The organism is Nostoc sp. DedQUE04, assembly GCF_034530995.1.
Taxonomy (GTDB): Bacteria; Cyanobacteriota; Cyanobacteriia; order Cyanobacteriales; family Nostocaceae; genus Nostoc.
In genome coordinates, this window is record NZ_JAVRCA010000001.1 from 240,591 (window position 1) to 266,639 (window position 26,049).

25 protein-coding genes are annotated in these 26,049 nt (G+C 41.6%); 13 read left to right on the forward strand and 12 right to left on the reverse strand.

Annotated elements, in window-relative coordinates; translation table 11 throughout:
* Nucleotides 1-155 precede the first annotated feature (155 nt).
* The 5 genes from RM049_RS01200 to RM049_RS01220 all read right to left on the reverse strand — a co-directional run bounded on the left by RM049_RS01200 (nt 156) and on the right by RM049_RS01220 (nt 6,060).
* Nucleotides 156-983, reverse strand: a complete 828-nt coding sequence (locus RM049_RS01200; protein WP_322700202.1) for a prepilin peptidase — start codon at nt 981-983, stop codon at nt 156-158.
* Between the two features lie 102 nt (nt 984-1,085).
* Nucleotides 1,086-1,346: a hypothetical protein gene (locus RM049_RS01205; protein WP_094347451.1), complete on the reverse strand. Its 261-nt coding sequence runs from the start codon at nt 1,344-1,346 to the stop codon at nt 1,086-1,088.
* A 90-nt stretch (nt 1,347-1,436) separates the two neighbouring features.
* Nucleotides 1,437-2,525, reverse strand: coding sequence for a 3-isopropylmalate dehydrogenase (gene leuB, locus RM049_RS01210; protein ID WP_322702863.1), 1,089 nt, complete (start codon nt 2,523-2,525; stop codon nt 1,437-1,439).
* 141 nt (nt 2,526-2,666) lie between these two features.
* On the reverse strand, nt 2,667-5,414 hold the full coding sequence (locus tag RM049_RS01215; protein ID WP_322702864.1) for an HAD-IC family P-type ATPase: 2,748 nt from the start codon (nt 5,412-5,414) through the stop codon (nt 2,667-2,669).
* A 103-nt stretch (nt 5,415-5,517) separates the two neighbouring features.
* Nucleotides 5,518-6,060: a hypothetical protein gene (locus RM049_RS01220; protein ID WP_322702865.1), complete on the reverse strand. Its 543-nt coding sequence runs from the start codon at nt 6,058-6,060 to the stop codon at nt 5,518-5,520.
* A gap of 438 nt (nt 6,061-6,498) precedes the next feature.
* Between RM049_RS01220 and RM049_RS01225 the strand changes: the two genes are divergently transcribed.
* On the forward strand, nt 6,499-6,924 hold the full coding sequence (locus RM049_RS01225) for a universal stress protein (RefSeq protein ID WP_322702866.1): 426 nt from the start codon (nt 6,499-6,501) through the stop codon (nt 6,922-6,924).
* A 301-nt stretch (nt 6,925-7,225) separates the two neighbouring features.
* Nucleotides 7,226-7,714, forward strand: coding sequence for an SRPBCC domain-containing protein (locus tag RM049_RS01230; RefSeq protein ID WP_322702867.1), 489 nt, complete (start codon nt 7,226-7,228; stop codon nt 7,712-7,714).
* Between the two features lie 244 nt (nt 7,715-7,958).
* Here the strand turns inward: RM049_RS01230 and RM049_RS01235 are convergent, their stop codons facing one another.
* Together RM049_RS01235 and RM049_RS01240 are read right to left on the reverse strand one after the other, a co-directional pair.
* Entirely contained in the window at nt 7,959-8,738 is a 780-nt protein-coding gene (locus tag RM049_RS01235) for a hypothetical protein (protein ID WP_322700197.1), read from the reverse strand.
* Between the two features lie 210 nt (nt 8,739-8,948).
* Nucleotides 8,949-9,374, reverse strand: coding sequence for a hypothetical protein (locus RM049_RS01240; protein ID WP_322700196.1), 426 nt, complete (start codon nt 9,372-9,374; stop codon nt 8,949-8,951).
* Nucleotides 9,375-9,476: 102 nt separating this feature from the next.
* On the opposite strand from RM049_RS01240, the gene rppA reads away from it, so the two are divergent.
* Both rppA and RM049_RS01250 read left to right on the forward strand, forming a co-directional pair.
* The gene (rppA, locus tag RM049_RS01245; RefSeq protein ID WP_322671844.1) at nt 9,477-10,157 is read left to right on the forward strand and encodes a two-component system response regulator RppA; all 681 of its coding nucleotides are present in this window, start codon (nt 9,477-9,479) and stop codon (nt 10,155-10,157) included.
* Nucleotides 10,158-10,293: 136 nt separating this feature from the next.
* Nucleotides 10,294-11,574, forward strand: a complete 1,281-nt coding sequence (locus RM049_RS01250; protein ID WP_322689439.1) for a HAMP domain-containing sensor histidine kinase — start codon at nt 10,294-10,296, stop codon at nt 11,572-11,574.
* 291 nt (nt 11,575-11,865) lie between these two features.
* Here RM049_RS01250 and RM049_RS01255 read toward each other — a convergent pair whose 3' ends face one another.
* A complete protein-coding gene (locus tag RM049_RS01255; RefSeq protein ID WP_322702868.1) occupies nt 11,866-13,140 on the reverse strand; it encodes an APC family permease in 1,275 nt (424 codons plus the stop codon).
* A gap of 193 nt (nt 13,141-13,333) precedes the next feature.
* Here RM049_RS01255 and RM049_RS01260 point away from each other — a divergent pair, with 193 nt between their 5' ends.
* The 4 genes from RM049_RS01260 (at nt 13,334) to purT (ending at nt 17,967) form a co-directional block, all read left to right on the forward strand.
* Nucleotides 13,334-14,284 (forward strand): ABC transporter ATP-binding protein, encoded by a 951-nt coding sequence (locus RM049_RS01260; protein WP_322702869.1) that lies wholly within the window; start codon nt 13,334-13,336, stop codon nt 14,282-14,284.
* A gap of 47 nt (nt 14,285-14,331) precedes the next feature.
* Nucleotides 14,332-16,107 carry an ABC transporter permease subunit gene (locus RM049_RS01265; RefSeq protein WP_322702870.1) on the forward strand — a complete coding sequence of 592 codons (1,776 nt, stop codon included), beginning with the start codon at nt 14,332-14,334 and terminating at the stop codon, nt 16,105-16,107.
* A 148-nt stretch (nt 16,108-16,255) separates the two neighbouring features.
* Nucleotides 16,256-16,738: a pentapeptide repeat-containing protein gene (locus RM049_RS01270; RefSeq protein WP_322702871.1), complete on the forward strand. Its 483-nt coding sequence runs from the start codon at nt 16,256-16,258 to the stop codon at nt 16,736-16,738.
* A gap of 65 nt (nt 16,739-16,803) precedes the next feature.
* Entirely contained in the window at nt 16,804-17,967 is a 1,164-nt protein-coding gene (gene purT, locus RM049_RS01275) for a formate-dependent phosphoribosylglycinamide formyltransferase (RefSeq protein ID WP_322702872.1), read from the forward strand.
* A 62-nt stretch (nt 17,968-18,029) separates the two neighbouring features.
* Here the strand turns inward: purT and RM049_RS01280 are convergent, their stop codons facing one another.
* Together RM049_RS01280 and RM049_RS01285 are read right to left on the reverse strand one after the other, a co-directional pair.
* Nucleotides 18,030-18,179, reverse strand: coding sequence for a PsaJ protein (locus tag RM049_RS01280; protein WP_322702873.1), 150 nt, complete (start codon nt 18,177-18,179; stop codon nt 18,030-18,032).
* A gap of 800 nt (nt 18,180-18,979) precedes the next feature.
* Nucleotides 18,980-20,341 (reverse strand): serine hydrolase, encoded by a 1,362-nt coding sequence (locus RM049_RS01285; RefSeq protein ID WP_416212604.1) that lies wholly within the window; start codon nt 20,339-20,341, stop codon nt 18,980-18,982.
* A 566-nt stretch (nt 20,342-20,907) separates the two neighbouring features.
* Between RM049_RS01285 and RM049_RS01290 the strand changes: the two genes are divergently transcribed.
* Entirely contained in the window at nt 20,908-21,540 is a 633-nt protein-coding gene (locus RM049_RS01290) for a DUF1003 domain-containing protein (RefSeq protein ID WP_322686377.1), read from the forward strand.
* 305 nt (nt 21,541-21,845) lie between these two features.
* Here RM049_RS01290 and crtH read toward each other — a convergent pair whose 3' ends face one another.
* The gene (crtH, locus tag RM049_RS01295) at nt 21,846-23,336 is read right to left on the reverse strand and encodes a carotenoid isomerase (protein ID WP_322702875.1); all 1,491 of its coding nucleotides are present in this window, start codon (nt 23,334-23,336) and stop codon (nt 21,846-21,848) included.
* Between the two features lie 102 nt (nt 23,337-23,438).
* On the opposite strand from crtH, the gene RM049_RS01300 reads away from it, so the two are divergent.
* The 4 genes from RM049_RS01300 (at nt 23,439) to RM049_RS01315 (ending at nt 25,456) form a co-directional block, all read left to right on the forward strand.
* On the forward strand, nt 23,439-23,726 hold the full coding sequence (locus tag RM049_RS01300) for a hypothetical protein (protein WP_322702876.1): 288 nt from the start codon (nt 23,439-23,441) through the stop codon (nt 23,724-23,726).
* 251 nt (nt 23,727-23,977) lie between these two features.
* Nucleotides 23,978-24,628, forward strand: coding sequence for a uracil phosphoribosyltransferase (gene upp, locus RM049_RS01305; protein WP_322671821.1), 651 nt, complete (start codon nt 23,978-23,980; stop codon nt 24,626-24,628).
* Between the two features lie 75 nt (nt 24,629-24,703).
* Nucleotides 24,704-25,057 (forward strand): hypothetical protein, encoded by a 354-nt coding sequence (locus RM049_RS01310; RefSeq protein WP_322702904.1) that lies wholly within the window; start codon nt 24,704-24,706, stop codon nt 25,055-25,057.
* Nucleotides 25,058-25,186: 129 nt separating this feature from the next.
* Nucleotides 25,187-25,456, forward strand: a complete 270-nt coding sequence (locus tag RM049_RS01315) for a YggT family protein (RefSeq protein WP_322671822.1) — start codon at nt 25,187-25,189, stop codon at nt 25,454-25,456.
* Between the two features lie 155 nt (nt 25,457-25,611).
* Here the strand turns inward: RM049_RS01315 and RM049_RS01320 are convergent, their stop codons facing one another.
* Nucleotides 25,612-26,043, reverse strand: coding sequence for a biotin carboxylase (locus RM049_RS01320; RefSeq protein ID WP_322702877.1), 432 nt, complete (start codon nt 26,041-26,043; stop codon nt 25,612-25,614).
* Nucleotides 26,044-26,049: the final 6 nt, after the last annotated feature.

Here is a 26,049-nt window from a genome sequence, read left to right on the forward strand (position 1 = left end):
CAGTCACGAATTATAAATATTTTTTATGAAAGGGGATTGGGCATGGGGCATGGGGCATGGGGCATTGGGCACGGGGCATGGGGCATTGGGCATGGTTATTCCCTTTATCCCCTTGTCTTCCTCATCTTCCCTGCTCCTCTGCTCCCTACTTCAATTCAAGACGCTGGAAAAAATAACCGCAGGTAGCTAGACAAAATGGCTTCGCCGCTAAACAGCGTAATCACAGATCCTAAAGCCAGAAAAGGCCCGAAAGGTATCTTTTGTCCTAATTTTTGTCGCGATCGCTGCATAATCAAAATACCGATACCAATTAATGCTCCCAACGCACAGGCAATAAAACTAGCTAAGAGCAAATATTTCCAGCCTAACCAGGCTCCCATCATGGATGCTAACTTGGCGTCACCTGCACCCATTGCAGTTTTACCAAAGGTAATTGAACTCAATAGGGCGATCGCCTCAAACAGCCATAAGCCTAATACTGCGCCAACTATAGCGATCATAAGGTGATTTACCAATGCCACAAAACTACCCTCTGGTAGAAAACCAACTACCATTTGAAACAAAATTCCCACCACTAAACCCGACTTAGTAAGTGGATTGGGTAGGGTCATTGTATCTAAGTCGATGAGTGATAGCGCCAATAACCAACTGCAAAAAGCCCAATAGCCTATTGTTAAAGTTGAAACTTGAAATACCCAAAAAATTAGTAAAAAAATTATGCCCGTTACCCCTTCTACCACAGGATAACGGACAGAAATTTTGCTTTTGCAATATCGACACCGCCCTCTTAAGGAAATCCAGCCAAATACTGGTACGTTGTCGTAAGCTTTTAGCTGGTTTAAGCATTTAGGACAACGAGAAGGCGGCCAAAGAATTGACAACCCAGCAGGTAGGCGATAAACAATAACATTGAGAAAACTACCAATAGATGCACCCAAAGCAAAGACCATTACACTCGCCGGGATGGCGAACAAAATGTCCATACAGTCATTTGTCCTTTGTCATTTGTCCTTTGTCATTTGTCCTTTGTCATTTGTCCTTTGTCAATAACTAATAACCAATGACCAATGACCAATGACCAATGACTAATACATGTGGGATTCAATTTGACTTAAGGGTACAAAACACTCTTGAGGTAAAAGAACTGGTTGGTTAGTAAAAATAACCTTACCTCGATGAGTCACACGATTAATTGCTACACCGGAAGGTTGCCCTGCTATTTCGGGATGGACTTCACAGTGAGTATAGTATATCTGCCCAGCAGCTCTGATTACAGAGGGATCAATCAAAGGCGATTGGTTCTTGGGGGCGGTAAAATTTACTTGACCTTGTCGTAATGCGTACACTATCGACTGTTATTTGATTGCTAGATTTCCCTTTAGTCTACCCGAAACTTATAGCAAAGGTTGCCAAATTGCCCAAGTTGCTATATAAAATTATTTTTGTTCCATAGCTTTGATGAGTGAGTCTCCCATAGTGCGGCAACCAAGGAGATTTTTTCCTGGAGAAATTATATCCCCGGTGCGATCGCCTTGTTCTAAAACTTGCAATACGGCTTGTTCAATGCGATCTGCTGCTTTTGGTTGGTCTAAACCGTAGCGTAACATCATCGCCACACTCAAAACCTGTGCTAAAGGATTTGCCTTATCCTGTCCAGCAATATCTGGGGCGGAACCATGAACTGGTTCAAATACACCAGGGCCAGAAGCACCCAAACTAGCTGAGGGTAACATCCCAATACTACCTGTGAGCATGGCAGCAGCATCAGAGAGAATATCACCAAACAAATTGCCTGTAACAATAGTGTCGAACTGTTTGGGAGCGCGTACTAACTGCATAGCAGCATTATCTACATATAAATGAGAGAGTTCGATATCTGGATATTCCTGAGAAAGTTGGGTGATGTGATCGCGCCACAACTGAGATACTTCTAATACGTTCGCCTTATCTACTGAACAAAGTTTTCCACCGCGTTTTTTAGCTGTTTCAAAGGCCACTCGCCCAATGCGTTCAATTTCTGATTCGGTGTAAACCATTGTATTTACACCGCGTTTCTCACCGGTTTCTGTAGCAAAAATCCCTTTAGGTTTACCAAAGTAAATCCCACCAGTGAGTTCGCGCACCACCATAATATCCACGCCTTCGACAATTTCGCGTTTCAAAGTTGAGGCGTCGATTAGCTGGGGCAAAATTTTCGCTGGGCGCAAATTGGCAAATAATCCTAAACCTGCACGCAGTCCTAACAAACCTGCTTCTGGGCGTAAATCGGATGGCAGAGAATCCCACTTATAACCACCAATCGCTGCGAGTAATACAGCATCACTATTACGGCAAGTCTCTAGAGTGGCAGATGGTAGGGGTTCGCCTGTGGCATCAATTGCTGCACCACCGATGAGAGCTTCTTGGAATTCAAACTTCAGATCGAATTGCTTCCCTACGACTTTCAGCACATCTACCGCCACTGCCATAATTTCAGGGCCAATGCCATCGCCGGGGAGTAGAGTAATGCGGTAGTTCTGGGTCATAGCTGATTATTACTAAGTAAATGCTTGCAGATCAAATATCATACCTAGTAAAATGTACTGATGGAGTTTTTAATTTATTTGGGTGTAGCTCTAACGTAATCATCTGGCATTGGATGAAACTACCGAAAAAGTCCTATATCCCTAGTTGAGCGGATCGAAACGCTGCAAGATGAGAGCTATAAATACCACTGGCAAACCTACACCCATACAAATGAGAGCTTGGATAAATGTCAAAGGTGTGGTGTCAAACACTTGATTCATCATGCTCCACTGACTAAACAGACATTGTAAAATCACCACAGCCACAATTCCGATCGCAGGTGCATAGGCTACAGGTGTGCGTTTACCTTGGATTCTCACGACTAGAGATGGTAAAAACTGGGTAATGCTTAACAGGTAAAAGACTTCTGCTGCCACCAATCCATTAATCGCCATTGTACGAGCTAAGGCTTCATTGCCTGTAGTTTGCAGTATCCATTGAAACACCCCAAAAATTACCACCCAATTGAAAACAGAAATCGCTAATATGCGTTTAAGTAAACTGCCTGATAAAAGCTTTTCTCTAGGGTTGCGTGGTGGTTGCTCCATCACCTGTCCAGATTTTGGCTCAAAAGCGAGGGGAACAATCAACCCTACTGAACTAACCATGTTCAACCAAAGAATTTGGATTGGTAAGATGGGAAGCACAGTTGCCAGGAGAATGGCAATCAAAATTGTCATGGATTCGCCAACGTTAATCGGCAGCAAGAAGGCGATCGCTTTTCGTAAGTTGCGGTAAACACCACGTCCTTCCTCCACAGCAGCTTCTATTGAAGCGAAGTTATCGTCAGTTAAAAGCATATCCGCCGATTCTTTGGCAACCTCTGCCCCGGCTATGCCCATCGCTACACCAATATCTGCCTGTTTGAGAGCGGGAGCATCATTGACACCATCTCCAGTCATGGCAACAATTTCACCCTGAGACTGCAACGCTTTTACTAGATGCAATTTTTGTTCTGGAGCAACTCGCGCAAAAACCATACCTTCCTCAGCCGCTTGGGTGAATTCATTTTCATCCATCTGAGCTAATTGCCGTCCGGTAAAAACTTGTGCTTCAGTCGAGCAAATTCCCATTTGACGGGCGATCGCCGCTGCTGTTAGTGCATGATCCCCAGTGATCATTTTTACCTGAATTCCAGCAGATTGACAGGCTTTGACTGCGGTGATCGCTTCCTCACGCGGCGGATCGATTATGCCTTGAAGTCCCAGAAACACCAGTCCTCGATCGAGATCGTTACGATCCAAGGATCGCTTACTGGCAACTTCTTTGCTGGCAAAAGCTAGCACTCGTAACCCTTGGTTTGCCATACCAGCAACTTCCTGTTCCACTGCGGCAGGATTGAGACGAGCGAGTTTTCCTTGAGCATCGAACATGCGATCGCATCGTTGGAGAATTGCCTCTACAGAACCTTTGAGATAAATGACATTGAGCGATCGCTTTGCATCCAATTCATGCAAAGTCGCCATGTATTGGAATTGAGACTCAAAGGGAATGGTGTCTATTCTAGGTAATTGCTCTAGATTTGCTTGCGTCAATCCCACTTTGTTGGCAGCTGTAATCAATGCTCCCTCAGTTGGGGTTCCTACTAAGTCCCACTGTCCATCTCCCCATTCGATATGAGAATCATTGCAGAGCAATCCTGCTTCCAAGGATTCCCAAAGAGCAATATGTCCATCTGCATTGAAATCAACAGGCTGTCCATTCATTAGGATTTCACCGTCTGGGGCATAACCAATACCGCTAACGGTGTAGTGTTGTCCACCTGCATAAATCTTTTGAACCGTCATCTGATTCTCAGTTAAAGTCCCAGTTTTGTCAGAACAAATAACAGTGGTACTTCCCAAGGTTTCCACAGCAGGTAGCTTGCGAATAATCGCCTTACGTCGTGCCATCCGAGAAACTCCGATCGCCAACGTGACTGTAACAATCGCAGGTAATCCTTCGGGAATCGCGCTGACTACCAGAGCTACACTCGCTTTAAAAACATCAATCCAAGATTCGCCCTGTCCTAATCCGACTGCAAATGTCAGGGCAGCTAAACCTAAAATGACATACAACAAGCTTTTGCTAAATTTGTCAATATTTCGTGTTAGCGGTGTTTTCAGATTTGTGCTGCTTTCAATTAACTGCGAGATGCGACCTGTTTCAGTGGCATCTGCGATCGCTACTACAATCCCTTCTGCCTGTCCAAAAGTAACGAAACTTCCGGCATAGACCATATTGCTGCGTTCGGCTAACGGTGTCTCGACATCCAACGATGCCGTTACTTTCTCCACCGGAACGGATTCGCCTGTTAAGGCAGACTCGTCAACTTGCAAGCCACGCACAGTTAATAGCCGCAGATCCGCAGGCACTTTATCCCCAGATGCCAGCAATACCAAATCACCCAGAACAAGTTCAGTCGAAGCCAAACGAGTTTTTTGACTATTGCGAATCACAGTTGCTTCAGTGGTGACAGCTTTGGATAAAGCAGCGATCGCACCTTCTGCTTTCGATTCTTGAATGTAGCCAATGATAACGTTAATCAGGGTGACACCAAAAATTACTCCCGCATCTATCCAATCTTTGAGCAGCAGTGTCACCAGTCCCGCCGTCAGCAAAATATATAGTAGTGGTTGATTAAATTGCTCTAAAAATCGTAGCCAAGGACTTTTTCCACTTTTAGCAGTCAGTTGATTTGCACCCATCTGCTGGTGTCGGGTGGTAGCTTCTTCATGGCTCAAACCCGCTTCAGGATGGCTGGCTAAGGTTTGCACAACCTTTTGTTCGCCCAGAGTATGCCATTCATAGTTGAGTAAATCTTCTGTTGTCTGAGCAAAAGTATTTGTAGCGATCGTATCTGCTGTCATTTGTGTCTCCAAAAACTAATTCGTAATTCGTAATTAAGATTCATCAGATTTATATGGATTTCTCTGTTTGAATCTGTACTTTTCTTTTTTCAAATTGGTGTGATTACGAGAATCTTTTGCTAAGTTCATAAATATGCCATTGCTGCACACCCCAATAACTGAGAATCGATTCTGCTTGCCAGATTTCATCTGTTGTTCCTTCTACCTTCACCAAAAATTTTTCTTGGCAGGTGGCTGACTCACAGAGTCTAGGTTGCCTTTCGGGAGCAAACCAACCTTGAAATGCACCATATACACTGCCAAAAATTGCACTTGCTCCACCCGCCAGCAGTGTACCCAGCACAGATTCAACCGCTAATACTGGGCCAAGACCGGGAATAACTAATACGCCAAGTCCAACTGTTAGTGCCAGAAAGCCTCCGGTTGTTCCTCCTGTAATTGCGCCTGCTTTAGCACCTTCGATCGGAGTTATGGGATGTTTACCCGTATTAGCATCCTCGTGCAACTTTTCGTCTTCAGAGTCTAAAGTGAATACAGAAATTTTCTGCATAGGAAAGTCAATCGCTTTGAGTTCATCAAGCGCCTGTGTTGCAGCCTGACGGGTAGAAATGATTCCGATTGCATTTTTAACTGGACTAAAATTCATCACAACATCTCCTATCAAAATCAATAAGTTTAAAACGAAGTTTTATAGTGGTTATCGCTTGGGTGAAGTACAGTTTTGACCTCTCTCCAAACCTCTCTCCTACAAGGAGAGAGGCTTTGAATCTTACTCCCCAACGCTAGTAGGGAAGGGGTTAGGGGTTAGGTCTGTATTGAACTCAACTGCAAGCCGCTATATTAATCTCCAAATAGTAAAAACTATAGTTTTATAGTTTGAGCATGAACCGTATTAGGTAAGAGATTCGTTTTAAATCTCAGTTAGCTTAGTTTCGTTTCTCTGCTTCTTTTCCAGGATTGCTGATGAATGTGAACGAAAAGTGAATAAATCATTTATCTACCTAATTTCACTTTTAAATCACATTTGTCCCTCAAGCTAAAAGACAACAAATGTGAATGAAGTAATTGATTATTGGAGTTGGATATGAGCTTTAAAAAGATTTTAGTGGCGGTCGATGATTCACCTGCGACTGCAACAGTGTTTATAAAAGCGCTGGAGTTAGCCCAAAGAGATGCTGCTCAGTTAATGATTGGTCACAGCATTGAGCTAGCAGCTTCTAGTCAACTCACTGTGAATTTAGTAGACCTGGAAATAGAAACACAACAGGCACAAAGTTTACTCCAGTTGTACTATCAGAAAGCGAAAATACTAGGCATTATGGCAGAATCCAGTTATCAAACAGGAGATCCTGGGACTAACATCTGTGATTTAGCCCGGAGTTGGGGAGCAGATTTGATTGTGCTTGGTCGTAGAGGACTTAATGGATTTGCCGAACTTTTAGCAGGAAGTGTGAGCAATCACGTAGTTCATCACGCTCCATGTTCCGTTTTGGTTGTTCAAGGTCAGTAGTTTCTTGACAACTGTCTACCAACCGCCAGAATTTTGCTGTTAAAACGCGAGTTTTCTATGAATAGTATTCATTATGCTTTGCAATAAACAATCTAGTTTACTCGTAGTCCATCAAAGAGACTTTGCGGAGTTTATTTTATGGTAAGCAAATCAAGTTATTTTCTTCCTTTGCTCCCCCTGCTTTATCTGCCTGTCTTCACCAATAATTTTTGGATTGGTCGAGTACTAGGACGACAATACATTGGGTTATTTTTAGCAGGAATAACCCTTTTAATTCTGGTTTTTCTATCAACTCTTACCCATGAAAATCTACACTGAAATTGAAATTCAGGCATCTGATAAGCAAGTCTGGAACTTACTTACTGATTTTGCCAGTTTTCCACATTGGAATCTGTTTATTCGTCAAATTAGTGGTTCGCTCAGTAAAGGAGCACAGCTAACCGTTCACTTTCAGCCTCCGGGTAGAGATATTGTGACCTTTCGACCTACGGTGATTACGGTAGAACCTAATCGCAAACTGTTCTGGTTATGGCACTTTTTGATACCAGGGTTATTTGACGTTGAACATAGCTTTATCATTGAACCGTTAGCAAGCGATGTCTACGACGGACTACGCCTACGCGTCCGCTTCATTCAGCAAGAATCTTTCCAGGGTTTACTAGTACCTCTGCTAGCTCGTCGATTAAATATTGACGTTCGCCAAGGGTTTGAAGCCATGAATCAAACATTAAAAACCAAGGCAGAACGCATTAATCAAACTACGACTAATTCATTAAATACACAAGTTTAGCCTGAATCCCAGATATGAATGATGAAAAATCTGACAAGGCATAGATTAGAATTAATGCCTAAATAATGTTAATCAGGGATTTGCTTATAAAATTGGGCGCAAATAAGAAATAAAAATAAGCAAAGAAATTTCTAATTCGCTCAAAGCTTTATTTATAAGGTTTTGCATCAGCCAGTACTGTATACCTTTCTTGCCCAGTATTGACAACTTTACCTCTATACATGGATATCATCTTTGGAATTAATTATTTAATTTTGCTCCAAAGTCTCTTGAAACGTTCTTCTTGGCTAGATCCAGCATCAATATTACTTGCCGGAATAAGGCCTGCTTGATGGCAAGTTTGAACATATCCAGTAACCGCATTACGCAGCCAACGAATAATCAGATGAGTTCCAAAGCCAATAGTAACTCTACCGCTACCGTCAAGTGACCAATAATACATACTTTTTTCCCCTCTAGCAAAACCATGCGTCCGATTTGAATTAGTAGCAGCATGAACTAAAGGACAGCGATAAAGAGAGTATAGAATAGCCCCATACTCATACTCTTCAGCTAAGGCTAAAAGGTTAAGGTTGGCTGCAAGTTCTGGGCATTCTCTAGCAAGTTCATCACGAGGAACATCAAGGTAGGCTCTAGGTGGTTCATGCCCGAAGAATACATCATTAGGATCTTTATTAACACGTTTATTAATAATCAGGTCAGCTACGTGAGCATCCTGTGGACGGTAATGTTTCCAATCTTCAGCAAAACAGACAACAGCAACTTTATTAACATCTGGATCATTCGGAATAAACTGCTTTAAAAACCTAGCCAATCTAATAGATGCTGGAATTGTACCACCAACTTCTTTTTCCAACTTTTTCTTAGCGTCAGGAAAATCGTGCAGCCAAATCTCTGCAAGTGCATCCAGAGAAGATGTGGCTAATGTATTCGCAGCAGTGACAGACCATGCTTCTTCTAGCCATTGAGCATATTTATAGAAAAAATGCTCAAAAGGGTCTGTTGTTAATGGTGTACACTTCATTTTAAGGTAATGCAAAATGTATTATATTGTAATATGTAAGTAGTAAGAAGGGCAAGGAAGATGAGGAAGGCGATCGCCTCACTTACTTTCATTGAACGAGTTTAGCGATCGCCTCTCGCAAACGCTAGGAAGAAATCGCCATCATCCAACTCCTTTCTCTTCTAGCTGTTGACATACAGCTTTCTTTTTTAACCTGAAATCGGATCAATGTTATTCCACAACTTCATAGCGTACTAACTTTCTAACATCCTCGCGGGGTAGACCTAGTTCTTGGGCAATTGTCGCTTCTATTTGGCTGAATTCTATTGTTGGAAGTTCTAATTCCAATCGCTTCAAGATGGGGTCTGCTGTTTCCACTTCTACCTGGGTAATTTTTTTAGTTCGGTTGACGGCGGCGTTAATGAGCAACACATTGACTGATACCTGTGCTTCAAGCTGAGTATCTGACTGAAGTTTTTTCTCGGTGGAGTAGGGTCGGCTTAACTCTTGAGCAGCTAGGAAATTACAGCCAAGCCAAAACACAACCGCTACCAGTGGTAGAGGCAACCAAAACTCTAATCCCAACCCTTGCAGCCAACGTTTACTAATACACCACACCACTACACCTGCTTCTGATTTTGCTAGCTCCCACTTCATCTATATCCTAATGGGCTAGACAATCCTCTGAAATCTTACTGATGAAAGACGTTGAGATTGCTTCAATAGATTATTCTAAACAAGCACAAGTGTATAAAGGTGATGAAAATCTTACTGGTAGAGGATGATCCAAAGCAATTAATGCCGCTGCAAATGGTTCTCTCTCAGGCTGGACACAGCGTCGATGGTGTCAAGGATGGTGAAACCGCTCAATGGCTTTTGGCTGAAAAAGAATACGATCTGCTGATTTTAGATTGGATGTTACCTCGAATTAGTGGAGTGAGTTTGTGTCAACAGTATCGGGCGGCGGGAAAAACTGCCCCCGTATTAATGATCACGGCAAAAGATACCACACCTGATAAAGTCATAGGATTAGATGCCGGAGCAGATGATTACCTCGTCAAACCGATTGATATCGTGGAGTTCATGGCGCGAGTGCGGGCATTGAGAAGGCGATCGCCCCTTTGGCAAGGAGACACCCTCTGCTTGGCAGACCTCGAACTTCATCTTGATACACTAATTTTGGAGCGCCAAGGAGCGACTGTATCCCTTTCCAGCCAAGAATTTCAGTTGCTAGAGTATTTCATGCGTCATCCTAAGCAAGTTTTGACTCGCCACCAAATTGAGCAAGCCGTATGGGAGTGGGGTAGTGAGCCAGAAAGCAATGCAATCACCGTTTTAGTTCGTAAACTTCGCCAACGTTTGCAAACATTAGCAGCAGCCGATTGGATTGAAACTGTCTATGGTATGGGCTATCGCCTCAACCCTCCAGAACCATCTTGAAACTTGATAATGACTGAGACGCAGAGTAGGGAGTAGTGTAGTTCAATTACTTGAAAAGTCTTGTAATTACGTTAGCGTAGCGGTAGCGAGTCCGCGAGCGTCATTACGAATTACGAATTACGAATTAGCATAAGTTGTGTTTAACCGCAGTCGTCGTAACTTAGCTCGTTGGTTTACCCTTTCAATGGGGTGCATTCTCATTCTCTTTGCTGGAGTGATTTACAATCTTGAGGTAAAAGACAAGCTCAAAGCATTAGATCAACTGCTTTATAAAAGAGCAGAGTTAATGGCAGCCAGTTCGCAGTATCGGCTGTATCAAGGACAAAAAGAAGTCGATCTGAGCAATATACCGCTATTGGGTAGTGGTTCTCACCCCGCTGATATTGAATTGGTCTATGTTCGCTGGTATGACCCCAACGGCAAACTCAAGCGGTTTTTTGGTACTCCACCTCCAGAAAAGTTGGGAATAGCATCTGAGTTTCTCACGATTAAGTCCGTTGACCAGTTTACAGGTGAGACGCTTTGGCTTCGTCAAGTCACCCTACCTGTTCAAGGAGGAAATTCGGTCATCGGTTATCTGCAAGTTGGTATCCCACTGACAGAAACTCAAAACGATCTCAGAGAATTTCAGTTAATGTTGACCCTTGCTGTGCCTATAGCACTGGGGTTAATTGGACTTACAGGTTGGGTACTTGGCGGCATAGCTATGCAACCCGTTCAGCAAGCCTATAATCAACTACAACGCTTTACATCAGATGCTTCTCATGAGTTGCGATCGCCCTTGTCTGCGATTTTAACCAATGCCCAAGTTGGGTTACTAATGGCAGCAGACCGTCCCCAAATCCATCCCTCAATAGAGAACATCATCGATAGCGCCAAGTCGATGAGTACCTTGGTCAATAACCTACTGCTGTTGGCTCGGCATCAGGGAAAATTAACTCCCGAATCTCTCAAAAAGGTTAATCTTAATAGCTTGCTAGAGAATTTAGCTATTTATTACAATACTGTTGCTGCAAAAGCGTCGCTCGAGTTGATCGGCCATTTACCAGAACAACCCATTGAGTTGTGGGCTGACCCCGATTTGCTGCGCCTAGCTGTGGAAAACTTGCTTAACAACGCCTGTAATTATACTCCATCTGGTGGAACTGTCTGGTTACGCTTAGAACCTCACCCAGATCGGGCAGTAATTCAGGTTATTGATACTGGAATTGGAATTCCAGAGGCAGATTTACCTTATATTTTCGATCGCTTTTACCGAGTTGATACAGAACGTACCAGAGAAAGCGGCGGATTTGGGTTAGGATTAGCGATCGCTCAACAAATTGTCCAGGCTCACGGCGGTCACATTCATGTGATGAGCAATGAGGGTAAAGGCTCGACGTTCCAGATAAAGTTACCACTTATGAGCCATTCCTAAATCATTTTTAAAAGATGATTCATAATGAAAATCTAAAGCAAACGATCTGCTAACAGAGAAGGCACTGTTTGCAAATTCAAGTTAAATTAACGTGAATTCGACGAGTGCTATTTTGACCTCTCCCCCAGCCCCTCTCCGACACGGAGAGGGGAGCCAAAACCCTAATTTCTCATTACTCCTCCCTTTTCCCGTGGGAGAGGGAGGTTGGGAGGGAGAGGTTCATCGAATTCAAGTTAAATTAATCCAAACGTGGACTATTACAAAAACATTTTAGAGTTGAGCAAAGCTTCTTCAAAGGTGTAGCCGTCGATTATTTGACAGGTAGTAGATTACTTCAATGCCTATAGCTACTCCTACCATCAACACTAAAACCCAGACGGTTTGTGGATCTGTTTGCAAAGCAAACCAAATCAACATTCCTAGTGCTACTAAACATATTCCAGTACCTAGAAGTGAAATCCACTGCTTGCTTTTCGTATAACGATGCATACGAGCGTTAGCTAAATTAACCGCAGTAAATATTAGGAGAAACCCAGCACTACCCATCGTTGAGATCCGACTTATATCACAAAAATTGGCGATTATTAGAGTAATACCACTAGTAATAAATAAGCCAATTGAAGATTGCTCTATGCCATTCATTTTGCTACCAAAGTTAAACCCCCTAGATTTAGCAATCACAGTGCTAAAACGAGCTGAACCGTAGAGTGTGGCGTTACTAGCCGAGATAGTTGAGAAAAGAGCAGCAATAGTAATCAATACAGATCCAAATTGCCCCATAATTGGTTTGGCAACTTCAGCCAAAGCATAGTCTTTTACTGCCAAAATCTGTTCTATTGGTTCTGCTCCCAATGTAACCAGTGCTATTAAAACGTAAAGCAAAATAACGAACCCGATTACAGAGTAATAAACTCGTGGCAAAGTATGCTTGGGATTGACAAGATCCTCTGCTGCATTGGCGATTAGCTCAAAGCCTTCATAAGATAAGAAAATCACCATTGCTCCGGCGAAAATTGACTGTAGCGACGATATTGAGACTGGTTCTAGACGGGAAATGTCGATATGACTACTTCCCATAGTAATGAACAGGAGCAAAATCCCCAGTTTGAAGCTGACAATCCAGATTTGAGATTTACCAATATGATTGGCAGTTAGTAGATTTAATCCAGTTGTCCCTAAAATTGCCAAGCTAATCAGTAAATGCTTCCAAATAGGTTGAGTAGATGTAAACAGGCTAACTCCATAACTACCAAAAGCCTGCAAGTAAAAGGAAAGCATGACTACATAGCTAAACCACAGTAGAAGATTCAGTGTTCCACTAAACAGCCCTGAACCAAAAGCCTGGTTTAAGAAGGTTACTGTCCCGCCTCGACATGGATGAGCTACCGAAAGCTTTGCATAAGCATAAGTAGTTATCAAAGCTATTGTCCCGGCGATCGCAAATGCTAGTGGTGCGCCTACATCAGCTATTTGAATTACAACTCCCAATGCTGGAAAAAGTCCACCAACAATGCCGCCTACACCCAATGCCCACACAGACCAAAAACCGATTTTTTTGCTTGACACCTGTAACCTCTTTAAAAATAGATAGTCTTATAGTCATTGATTAGCAGGCATATAATCAAGCTGAGATTAAGCGGTACATACTTCTATATGTCGCTAATTTTCTGAAAGCTAGTTGCAATTTTGGAAACCATCCTGACAAAAGCTGTAAAAAAAGTTAGGTTAGCGGTTAATCACAAGCCGCACTCTAGCAGCGATGGTAAAAGAATTAACAATTTGCACCCGTGGACTCACTAAGCAATTTGACCGACATGTTGCTGTCAATGATGTTGATTTAGAAATCCAGGCGGGGGAAGTATATGGACTGATTGGGCCGAATGGCGCGGGTAAAACAACTCTCATCCGAATGTTGGCGACTGCTGAGGAAGCAACTACGGGTGAGATTTATATTAATGGCGATCGCCTCATCCGTGACAACAGTAATCTCAAACTTAAGCGTCATCTTGGCTATTTACCCGATGACTACCCACTATATGAAGATTTGACAGTCTGGGATTACTTAGATTACTTTGCGCGTTTATATCGTTTGCGAGAACCGCGCCGCACTAAACGCTTACATGAAGTTTTAGAACTTATTCAACTTGGTAATAAACGCAATAGTCAGATTTCTACTCTGTCGAGGGGAATGAAACAGCGTTTAAGTTTAGCGCGAACTATTATCCACGAACCAATTTTACTATTACTAGATGAGCCTGTTTCTGGACTCGATCCGATTGCGAGGATGCACTTTCGCGAAATTATTAAGGCTTTGCAAGAAGCTGGAATGACTGTCATCATTTCCTCCCACGTTCTCAGCGATTTAGCGGAAATTTGTACTTCTGTAGGAATTATGGAACTTGGCTTTTTAGTAGAAAGTACTTCCCTACAGCAACTTTATCAACGTCTAGCCCATCAGCAAATTGTGTTATCAACTCTGGGGAATTTAGAGGCACTTTTGAACGAGCTTAAACACCATCCTTTAGTAGAAGAATGGGAGGTGATATCAGGAAAAAACAGCGTGCGGGTGAATTTTTCGGGCAAAGATGAAGATAGTGCCGAGTTATTGCGATCGCTAATCAAAATCGGCATTCCTTTAACTGATTTTCACTGCACGCAAGAAGACTTAGAAAGCATTTTTTTAAAATTAGGTCACAAACAAGCATCTTGATTCATCAATAAATCTCACTCACTATTTTTGGATAAATTTTTCAGACTATGCTTAATTTAATTGACAAAATCGGCGATTGGAATCCGCAATTATTTCGCGAACTCAAAGGACAATTTAAATTTTTTAATGTAGCGATCGTAGTTGTGACATCTTTTCTATTGCAACTGGTAGTAATTTTATATCATTTAAGTAATCCTCCTGATAATAAGTACTCCTTAACTGGTATATACTGTCGTTTACGTCAAATATATGAACCGCAACAAACACAGATTCTCAAAGAATCAAATCAAACTAAAATTGATGAATTAAATGATTTCTTCTCAAAGAATTTTTGTCCCCAAATTCAAATTGATTGGCAAATGTGGTGGCGAGATCGTTGGGAATATATATTCTTAACATTTAGTGTAATTTTTATATTTACACTACTAGTTGCAGGAACTTATTTGCTAATTAACGATTTCGCTAAAGAAGAAACTCGCGGCACACTAAACTTTATCCGTCTTAGTCCCCAATCAGAAACAAGTATATTGACTGGCAAGTTGCTAGGAGTTCCGAGTTTAATTTATCTCCTGATTTTAGTAGCAGTTCCTTTACATTTATGGGCTGGGCTTTCTGCCAAAATTGCTTTTAGTTACATTTTGGCTTACTACACAATTCTTGCTACTAGCTGTATTTTCTTCTACAGTGCGGCACTACTACTTAGCTTACTTAGCCGTTCATTTAGTGGTTCTCAGCCTTTGTTGGGTTTATTAGTTAGTGGTGTAATTTTTATATTTTTGTTTATAACGATGTTACTCGCATCGTCTTATAACCACAGTTTGAATAGTTCAACTGCTTGGTTTAGACTTTTTAATCCTTGGGATACAACTAATTATTTATTTCCTAACTTGTTTAATCTATCCAATGACTCGGATATTAAAAAGCTGCAATTTTTCTATCTCCCATTAGGGAGAAATATTATTAGTATTCTTGGCTTTCATTTATTAAACTTGGGATTGTGCAGTTACGGAATTTTGCACATTCTTAAACGTTGCTTCCGTAATCCTCAAGCCTCAATAATTAGCAAGAAGCAAAGTTATTTATTAGTAGCGTTTTGCCAGTTGATGATCTGGGGTTTTACTTTACAAATTGGTGAAAATAGTTACACATTAGATCAACAATTTGGGGGAAATTACATTTTGCTAGCATCGTACAACTTGGTGTTGATTTTAAGTTTAATTGCAGTTCTTTCGCCTCACCGTCAAGATGTACAAGATTGGGCAAGATATCGACATCAAGGAGTTTCTAGCCACAAGAGTATTTGGCAGGATCTAATTTGGGCTGAAAAAAGCCCTGCACTCGTGGCGATCGCAATTAATCTTACAATTGTTACTATCCCCTGGCTAGTCTGGATTTCATTTACATCTGTTTTTGATACTAACAATGACCAAACTTGGCTGGTTAAAGATGTTGACAGGTTTAAAGTACTTTTAGCTATAGCTTTGTCTATCAGCGTAATCATGATTTACGCTACTATCGCCCAATTGCTACTTTTGCTGAAAACTCCCAAACGTTCTTTCTGGGCAATTCGGATTATAGGTGCAGCAGTGTTCCTACCACCGATAATTTTAGAATTTATCGGCATCACATCACAGGTGTCTACTGTGGTGTCTACTGTATGGCTGTTTTCAACTTTTCCTTGGGTTGGTATACAAGGCTCTAGTACAACAACAATTTTTATGGCATTCCTCGCTGAGTTAACTTTTCTAGGATGGTTAAATTTGCAGTTGACAAGGCAAGTGAGATTAGCAGGCGAATCTACTACGAAAGCATTATTAGCATAACATTAGCTCGGTAGTTATCAATAAACTTAGAACCTCAATTTCTCAAAAAAATTGGGGTTTTTGTTTTTTATAAATGCTTGAAGACTGCTATATTATCTATTATTTGTTATTTTTTTATTAACACAAGTATCACAACAATCTGAAAATCATGTTAAATATCTCTACTCAAGACCTACGCTACACAGCCATTCACTTTTTAGAACAAAGTCCCCCACAACGTTTACAAATTCTTAAGCAACTGGGCATCGCTCGTTATGAATTTTTAACTAAAATTCAATTAAATAAAGCCAATATAATTTGTATAATGCGATTTTTTAAATCTCCCAGTCAGCTAAAGTTTCCTAATCTAATGAGAGCAGATTTATCTGGTTTAGTTTTAGATGATGTCAACTTCATCCGAGGAAATTTGTCAGAAGCAAATCTCCAAGATAGTAGTTTAGTAAATGCAGACCTTTTATTTGTAAATTTTACGAAAGCCGACTTGAGAAATGCAGATTTACGAGGTGCAACTCTGAACGAGACTATTTGGTTGGAGACTCTAGTAGATAAGTGTCAGTTTGGCGTAGGTATTGGTTTAAATCATCTACAACGTCAAGATTTAGAATTACGCAAAGCGATATTTAATTCTTGAAAAGTTAGTAATGAAAACACAAAAAATTATAAGATGATTGAATTGATATTGACTTGGATAAGTTAATGAGTATTAAGTTGCCCCAAAAATTGATGTTGCTGGGTTCAGGAGAACTAGGCAAAGAATTTGCGATCGCTGCTCAACGTCTTGGTAATTATGTGATTGCCGTTGACCGCTACGCCAATGCTCCGGCGATGCAGGTTGCTGATGCTTATGAAGTTATTTCTATGCTCAGTGCTGATGATTTAGAAGCTGTAGTGACAAAACATCAGCCAAATATTATTATACCAGAAATTGAAGCAATAAGAACCGAAAAACTCATCGAATTTGAACAGCGAGGGATTACAGTTATACCGACTGCGGCTGCTACTAACTATACAATGAACCGCGATCGAATTCGGGAACTGGCGCATCAAGAATTGGGCATCAGAACGGCTAAATATGGTTATGCGACAACTCTAGAAGAATTGATTGCAATTTCGGATAAAATTGGCTTTCCCAATGTTGTTAAACCGGTGATGTCATCATCTGGGAAAGGTCAATCTGTAGTGCAGGATAAGACTGAGGTTGAGAAGGCTTGGAATTATGCGATCGCTAATTCTAGAGGAGACAGTCAAAAGGTCATTGTAGAAGAATTTATTAACTTTGAAATTGAGATAACTTTACTGACAATTAAACAATGGAATGCACCAACAATTTTCTGTTCTCCCATTGGTCATCGCCAAGAACGAGGCGATTATCAAGAATCGTGGCAACCCGCAGAAATTTCTGAAGATAAAATATTAAAATCCCAAGAAATAGCTATAAAAGTCACTGATGCGTTAGGAGGAGCCGGAATTTTTGGCGTTGAATTTTTTATTACCAAAGATGAAGTGATTTTTTCAGAACTTTCTCCCAGACCCCACGATACGGGAATGGTGACATTAATCTCACAAAATCTTAACGAATTTGAACTACATCTGCGAGCTATTTTAGGCTTGCCAATTCCTCATATTGAACAGCTAGGAGCATCAGCTAGTGCAGTAATTTTAGCCTCAGAAAAATCTGATTCTATTGCTTTTAGTGGTGTCGCCGATGCTTTGTCGGAAAAAGATGTAGATATTAAATTATTTGGTAAACCTAATGCTCATCCATATCGGCGAATGGGCGTAGCTTTGGCGAAAGGTGTGAATGTCCAAGAAGCTAGGGAAAAGGCTACTAGAGCTGCAAGTAAAATCACAATTATCTAAATTTAGCCTGCTTTAGCACAATTGGTTTATTAGCCATAGGTTTGAACCTATGGCGGACTGACTTATGGCATAGGATGAAAGAGAAGGTCTGGGAAAATGAAATTAAAAATCGCCCAGGTAGAAAAGGCAATTGATATCGAAAAAACAGCAAGAACGGGTGCTAGGGAAAGATACTTAAGGAAATATGTTTGTTGGTTGTTTGATTTCTGCATATAATCCTCCTAAAAACTTTCCGAACTGCAACTATTTGGGGTTGGATTGTTGCACTTACTAAAGATATTGTGATACTTCAAGACTTCTCACTTTGGACGGAATGACAATGCCATAATAACCATCTAAGAGATATTTATATCTGAAATATCACTTTTCATCTCTTTTTCAAGTATTGGCAAGATAATTAGATAATAACTAAAATATCTTCAACATACTTGCTTTGTTTTTAATTTTAAAAAAGCTCCTAAAAAATATTTTGAGGAGCTTTAAAAATTAAACCATGAGTATGAAATAGTACCTAATTTAAATTTAACTTTGCGAATTATTTTTATCCTCTATCTAACGAAATAACAGGATATTAAGCTAATTTGTTATTTTAAATACGTAAATTATGTGTGAAAAATATGAATTGATTGTAGTACACACAAGTCGAATTACCCCCCTTAACCCCCCGATGCATTGGGGTAAAAAAAGAAATTTAGTTCCCTCACTTTTGCAAGTTTTGTAACAGAAACTCAAAAAAATTAAATTTTAGGCAAAGAAAGAAATCTAATTCCCTCCCCTTTGCAAGGGGAGGGTTAGGGTGGGGTAAAACCTTGGGTTTTTCAGCTATTTCAGACTTGTGTATACAGCGTAGGTTCGCGGTGAAAGTAGATTTTGTCGCTAGATAAAAGTGGGATGGGGTTACAAGGGTATAATTAGTAATTGAGTGGACTTGATATAAGGCTATTGCAAAGGTTTCACATTAAGTTGACACCTATGATAGCTATGCCCCCCTAGCAATATCTATTTTGAACTGCTATTTCGCAACACTATTAAGCGAATCAACCGCAGCAACTGGATTCGGCTGATTCAGATAATTGTAAACTAATTGGGAAACTTGACGGATAAAGTCTCTCCCTCTTGTGTCTTTATAAGGACGGGTAACGAAGATAGCCGCCAGGTAACGCTTACCATTGGGCATAGTCACAAATCCCGCATCGCCAATAAGAAACCCAATATCTCCGGTTTTGTTGGCGATAACTGCACCTTTCCCCAAACCGGCGGGAAGCAGTGTATGAATTGTGGTGTGACGCAGAATATCTAAGGCTTGCTCCCGACTCTGGGGCGAAACTAACTTGTTATTCACAACTAAAGCCAGCACCCGCGCCATATCTTGAGAACTTGTAGTGTTGGTTCCTCTCAAGTCAGCTAAAAGATGGCGAATTACTGTGTCTTTCAGTCCCCAACTACGGAAACGCTGATTTAGTTTCGCCGCTCCACCTAAGCGATCGATAATCATGTTGGTGGCAGTATTATCACTAATGGTAATCATCTTAGTGATGGTTTCCAAAGCTGTGTACTTCTTGCCAACTCGCTCATATTGCATACTTCCAGAACCATTGGTAACTAAGTCACGCCGCATCGTCAGGTTTTCCTGAAGGGTGACTTTACCAGCATCTAAATCTTGGAAAAAAGCGATGAGTATTGGCAGTTTAATTGTACTAGCAGCCGGGAAAACGCGATCGCCTCCAATATCCAAATAATCCCCAGTATCCAAATCCAGAAAAAACATTCCTGTTTTCAGAAAGCTGTAGCGACTCATCAAGGCTTTAATTTGAGGTTCCAGCGCTTTCATCGGTGAATGCATCGGAACCACACCAGCAAAGAGAGTGCTATTATCATTTACTCTTGGAGAAATACTCGGAGTTATCTCTAAATATTGCGGCTGGGTTGCAGTCAATCGTATTGGCTTGGGTAACTGCACAGACCAATGGTTAGGGGATTCCTCTTGCAGTTGCACCTGTGCTAAATCAAAGGTGTAACCGGGTGCTAAAGTAACTACCATGCGGGTAGTCTCTGCGTTAAACTGCTCGATGCGAATGTCTTTAATTACTGGGCCCACTCTTTGACTAGTCTGTGGATATCCTAATGTAACTCCAGCCAAATCAATTACCAAACGAGTCGGGTTAGTAAGTAGTTGCACTTTCGGTTGAACATTTTCATCTGTGGTGAAGTCCAGATGATTGCGATTGCTATCAAAATGCCAATTTGCGATCGCTACGCCCGCCGCAGGCATCGCACCATTAGCTTTAACAGTAGAGCCAAGCAGGATTAAGCTTAAGAAACTGGGTAGAAGCCAACTGAATTTTACAATGTTTTCTTTGTGTGTGAGTAGCATCAGCGATCGCGTTGTGTGTGAGGAAAATTCTTGAACGAACAAAAGCCGCCCACCATTAAAGCACAATTATGAAAAGTTTAGTAAATTGCAGTGAAAAGGCATGGTAAAGAACCAACCGAACCGATTTTGAGCGTGGCGTAATCTATTGCATCCACGCACGAATGCGTTTGCGTATCGCCGCTGATGACTATTTCTCCAGCGTGAGCCGCAATGTCTCAATTGTGTCACTGAAAGCTTTTATTGCGAAATCTACATTAGATATTCGATAGACATACCACGTAAACATAAGTGTTATCCTGACATAGCATTGACATCAAAATGACATATCTAAAAAATATATAATCAACTATAGTTTTAACAAATCACTATATCTCAAATACAATATTGAAACAAGAAAATTGATGCTATGATTCTGTTTCAATATATCTGCTTGAGCCAACAGCAATAGCAATTTCCCAAAATCTGTCTATAGGTACTTTTATCTATTTTTCTACCTAAAAGTATACATATATAGCTAAAACTTGAGTTATTGATTTAGAGAAATCAGTACTGCAAGTAAACTGTCCATGTTTTCCCAAGATAAACCAAATCCAAAAGATTCACCGCAAGTACCATCTTCAGCACCTTGCCAAACCATTTTGCCCACTGCCCCATTGCCGGAAGCGATTAGTCAAAATATCGAGACTATTATTGACCTGCACAGACGTTATGAGAAAGACGTACCTCAACATCAACGGTTTGTAGAAACGGTAACAGCCTTTTTTGGTCGTCCGGTATTCCTGTATAGCATCCTGTTAGGAATTATTCTGTGGGTAACACCCAATGTTTTACCACGACGTTTAGGCATATCAAGATTCGATCCCCCGCCATTTTCTTGGCTACAATTTTCACTGACCGCAGGTTCCCTGTTAGTAACAACAGGGGTATTGATAAAACAAGAGCGACAGGAAAAATTAGCAGAGCAACGGGCGCAACTTAGCCTTCAGCTTAACCTGCTCTCTGAGCAGAAAATCGCAAAACTTATCGCTTTAGTTGAAGAATTACGCCAAGATATTCCCAATGTCAAAAATCGCTCCGATCCGCAGGCCCAAATAATGAAGGAAGCTGTTGATCCCCAAGCGATTCTAGATGCATTAGAAGAGACTTTAGCATCAGAGTTAGCTAATTTTCGGAACCAAAAAATACCAGATCAGGAGTAACAAAGCTTACTATTGTGTTAGCAAAAGTACTAAAATTAGTAACTTTTTGATTGTATTTGCTACCCATCTCAATACGGTTTAGATAAGCTGGGAAGGTGGTTTGGAGGCACTTAAAGTGAAGAGATTAAATTTAAATACTCTTGCTTCCCCAACACTTTCTTCTACCTTCGCTCAAAGAACTCGTTTTAACAGATAACTTTCTTAACCAAAACGTATTGAGAGTTACTCAGATTGTTAGGGTAGCTATCAGCTTCACTAGTAACGCTATCTGCTTACTAGGTTTTTATTGTAGGCTGTATCTGTAATTAAAATCCTAAATCTACGGCAATGCGATGGGCGCAAGCAAATCCAGAAAAAGCGACTGCGTTCAAACCTTGACCTGGAAAAGTGCTATCTCCTACACAATAAAGTCCTGATATAGCTGTGCGATTAAAGGGCATATTCAATAACCCCCACAATTTACGTCGGGGAATTGGCCCATAAGTGCCATCCTCACGACCCAAAAAGCGGCGATGTGTGCGCGGCGTCCCCACTTCTAAATAATCCAATCCGGCATCTAAACCCGGAAAAAGCTTCTCTAGGCGGTCAATAATTCGCCAAGCTGCCTCTTCTTTTTTTGCTTCGTACTCACTTGGAGAAAGTTCTTGCCAATCATCAATCCAGTGAGGCGTAAAGGCATGAATGATGTGATATCCATTTGGTGCTAAATCTGGGTCAAGCAATGTCGGAATCGAAACAAAAACTGTGCCTTCTGCTGCTGTCATCTTTTCCCAGTCTTCCAGCAAAATATGGTGACACTCTGTCCCCGTAGGTAAAACTGACTCCTTTACCCCGATGTGCAAACTCAAAAAGCTTGGAGATTTTTGGTAGTTTTGTTGCCATTTTTTCTCATTATCTGGCATTGCTTCTACTGGTAATAATTGTGTAAATGTATCCCAGCGTGTAGCATTAGAAACTATGCGTTTACCCCGATATACTTTACCATTAGCCAGTTGCACACCTACTGCTTTTCGCTGTTCTGTAAGAATTTTGGTGACTCTAGCTTGGTACTGAATTTGACCTCCAGCCTTTTCTAGACCTTCCACCAGTTTTAGAGCAATTTGTCCGACTCCGCCTTTGGGATAGTTAACTCCGCCATAATGCCTGTCAGAAAAGACCATTCCAGCATTAATCATTGGTGTCATATCTGATGGAACCACCGACCAGCAATAACATTCCATGTCGATAAACTTCAATAATTGCGGGTCTTTGATGTAACGCCGCGCCACATCCCCGGCATTTTGCGGCAGATACTTGGCTAAACCGAGACACGCCAAAGGATGCTGGAAAAATACGCGCAGTAAATACCGAGGTTCTTCCAGCGACAGCAAATCCATGCTGTTGAGACACTTAAATACTTTTTGGCATTCGTCATAAAAGCGACGAATCCCTTGTTCTTCATGGGGAAAATGAGCAGTAAGATTTTGCAAAAATTTTTCATAAACCCGGTCAACCTTCAAGTCTAAACCTTGGGGTAAATGATAGTGAATCTGTACCGGATCTGCGATCGCTTCTTGGGTGACATTTACACTTGATAATGCACGGGTGAGTAAGTTGGTTGTACCGTTCTGTCCCAGCCCAAAAATCATTGACGCACCAACATCAAATCGATAGCCTTGGCGTTCAAAATAACCAGCACTACCGCCTGGAATCAAATAACGTTCCAGTACCAGCACTTTCGCTCCCTTCGCCGCTAACTGGGTCGCTGTTACTAATCCGCCAATCCCAGACCCAATTACGATTGCGTCATTTGTCATTTGTCATTTGTCCTTTGTCATTTGTCATTTGTCCTCTATCCTCTGTCTAGAGTCCCTTGTCCTTTGTCTAGAGTCAATCAATATTTACTAATGACCTGACCAATGCCCCATGCCCAATGCCGCATGGCACGCTTGTTAACGGCAAACCTATTATTCGTAAGGCTTTTGGGTGTGGGGTGTGGGGTGTGGGGTGTAGTGAGCAAGAAGTTCATTGATGTTCGCACGAGGATTGTACTTTTCTTACTTTTTCCCTACACCCTACACCCTACCCCCAACACCCAGCCCTCGCAGGGGTTTTATCTTTTCTTAGTGCCATTCGCCCAATGCCCCATGCCCAATGCCCAATGCCCAATGCCCCATGCCCAATGCCCAATGCCCAATGCCCCATGACCAATGACAAATGACAAATCAAAAAAAAGAGGGACGAGCCTGCTACTGCTGGCTAATCCCGTCTGCCGATCCTTAAAAGAGAGGAGAACACTGTATATGAATATAGCCTTGATTGAGAATTAATGTCAACTACTAATGCAAATATTTATCAATAAACTTGAGATTGCTAATTTTAAGCTGTCAGCCGGATGCAGGAAAGAGTATTATGGTGTTTCAGTTCTTATACAATCAAAAGGCGCCTATTTCTGGCTATGACGCTACAATTGCGCGTTTATGTTCCACCCCATCCCCTGATCAAACACTGGCTGGCAGTTGCCCGTGATGCAGGCACGCCTTCAGTATTGTTCCGCAGTGCCATGACTGAGTTGGGAAGATGGCTGACTTATGAAGCTGCACGAGACTGGTTGCCGACCCAAGAAACAACAGTACAGAGTCCCTTAGATACCTGTGCAGCAACGGTAATCGATCCGCAAGTGCCTATGGCAGTAGTGCCGATTCTGCGGGCTGGGCTAGGATTACTAGAGGGGGCGCAGACTTTATTGCCTTTAGCATCGATTTACCACCTTGGTTTGGCGCGAGATGAAGAGACACTGCAACCTCATTGTTATTTGAACAAGTTACCAGAAAAATTTGACCCCCAAACACGAGTGTTAGTTACCGATCCAATGTTGGCAACCGGAGGATCGATTATGGCAGCAATGGCAGAATTGATACAACGGGGTGCTGACCCTGCCCTGACGCGGATTGTTTGTGTAGTAGCAGCTCCACCAGCTTTGCAAAAATTGAGTGAAGCTTATCCAGGTTTAATAATTTACACGGCTACTATTGACGAAAAACTGGACAGTAAGGGATATATTGTACCGGGATTAGGAGATGCAGGCGATCGCATCTTTGGGACTTAAGCTAGTATGCAGCTAGGGCAGGAAAATAGCATAACTACTGTAAAAGTTGCAAGGTTTGTTGAAGGCGGTAAAGATATGAGTCAGCGAGATGGTTTTGGCAGTGGTTTTGTAGCAGGGGCCTTTGTTGGTGGCGTATTTGGCGGTGTTATCGGGGCACTGATTGCTTCTCGCCGCGAACCAGAATTGCTAATAGAAGAGGAGACAGAACTGACAGATAGTCAAGCCGAAGCGAAAAAAATAGCAGCAAAGCGGCGTCAGATGAAAACCTCAGAAAGTGAGAGTGCTGGTATAGAGACGGCCAGGCGATCGCTAGAAGATAAAATTGCCCAGCTAAATGCCACAATTGATGAAGTGCGAAAGCAACTAGGAAATGTTAATGGCGGTTCACCCCAAGCAACCAATGACCGCTCCCTCACTAAAGACTCCTGAAGTTTGTTCAGGCGTGGTGAAAGTGTCAAGTGTGGTAAACGTGAAATCCGCAAACACTTTTGACTTTGGACTAAATTAAAATTAAAACATAAGACCGCGTTTGACACCTAGTAGGAAACAAAGCTATCCATGAGTTTACTGATTACGACACTAATTACCTTTGTCACCTTTTATAGCTATTTGCTAATTATCCGGGTTTTGCTAACCTGGTTCCCGACAATCAACTGGTATAACCAGCCATTTGCCGCTTTAGCCCAGATAACCGATCCTTATCTGAATCTATTCCGCTCAATTATTCCCCCATTGGGCGGTATGGATTTTTCGCCGATCTTAGCTTTCTTAGCACTCAATCTAGTTAGTAGTCTTCTGAGTGCCATTCCAGCTAGCCTGCCCTTATAGAAGGATTTTGATTACTACCTTAGTAAAGAATTGTGTAGAGACGTTAAGTATACAAGCGTCTCTACGATTTTTTACAGGGTTTCTAATTACCTAGCCGTACTAAGAATTACGAATTACGAATTACGAATTACGAATTACGAATTACGAATTACGAATTACTTACGCACTTGACCGCTAAACCCCGCAGCCTTGAACTGTTTTAGCTTCAACGGAGTAGGCTGATTCGCAGGTACAGAAATTCTCAATTCAAAATCGCTAATACCTGGTGGCACTTCGGTAATAGAGCCTAAGCGAGTGCGGTTTTGCATCACCGAGTCATTATTAGCATCATAGATGCGTCCAAAAATATCTGCATCGTAGACTGTTTTATTAGTGCCATTTTCGGCTTTGCCAACGACAAGAAAACAATTGGCAGCAGCGCTACCACTACTGATAACAGCCCCTTGTGCTAGTTCTGGTGGACAATCTTTATAAGAGACATCAAATAGTTTAATCTGTGTCAGGGCTACAGCTGGGGGAATAATCACCCACGATAGAAAAGTAATGAGACATGAAATAAAAACCACCGTGAGTGAACGCAACCGCATAAAAGA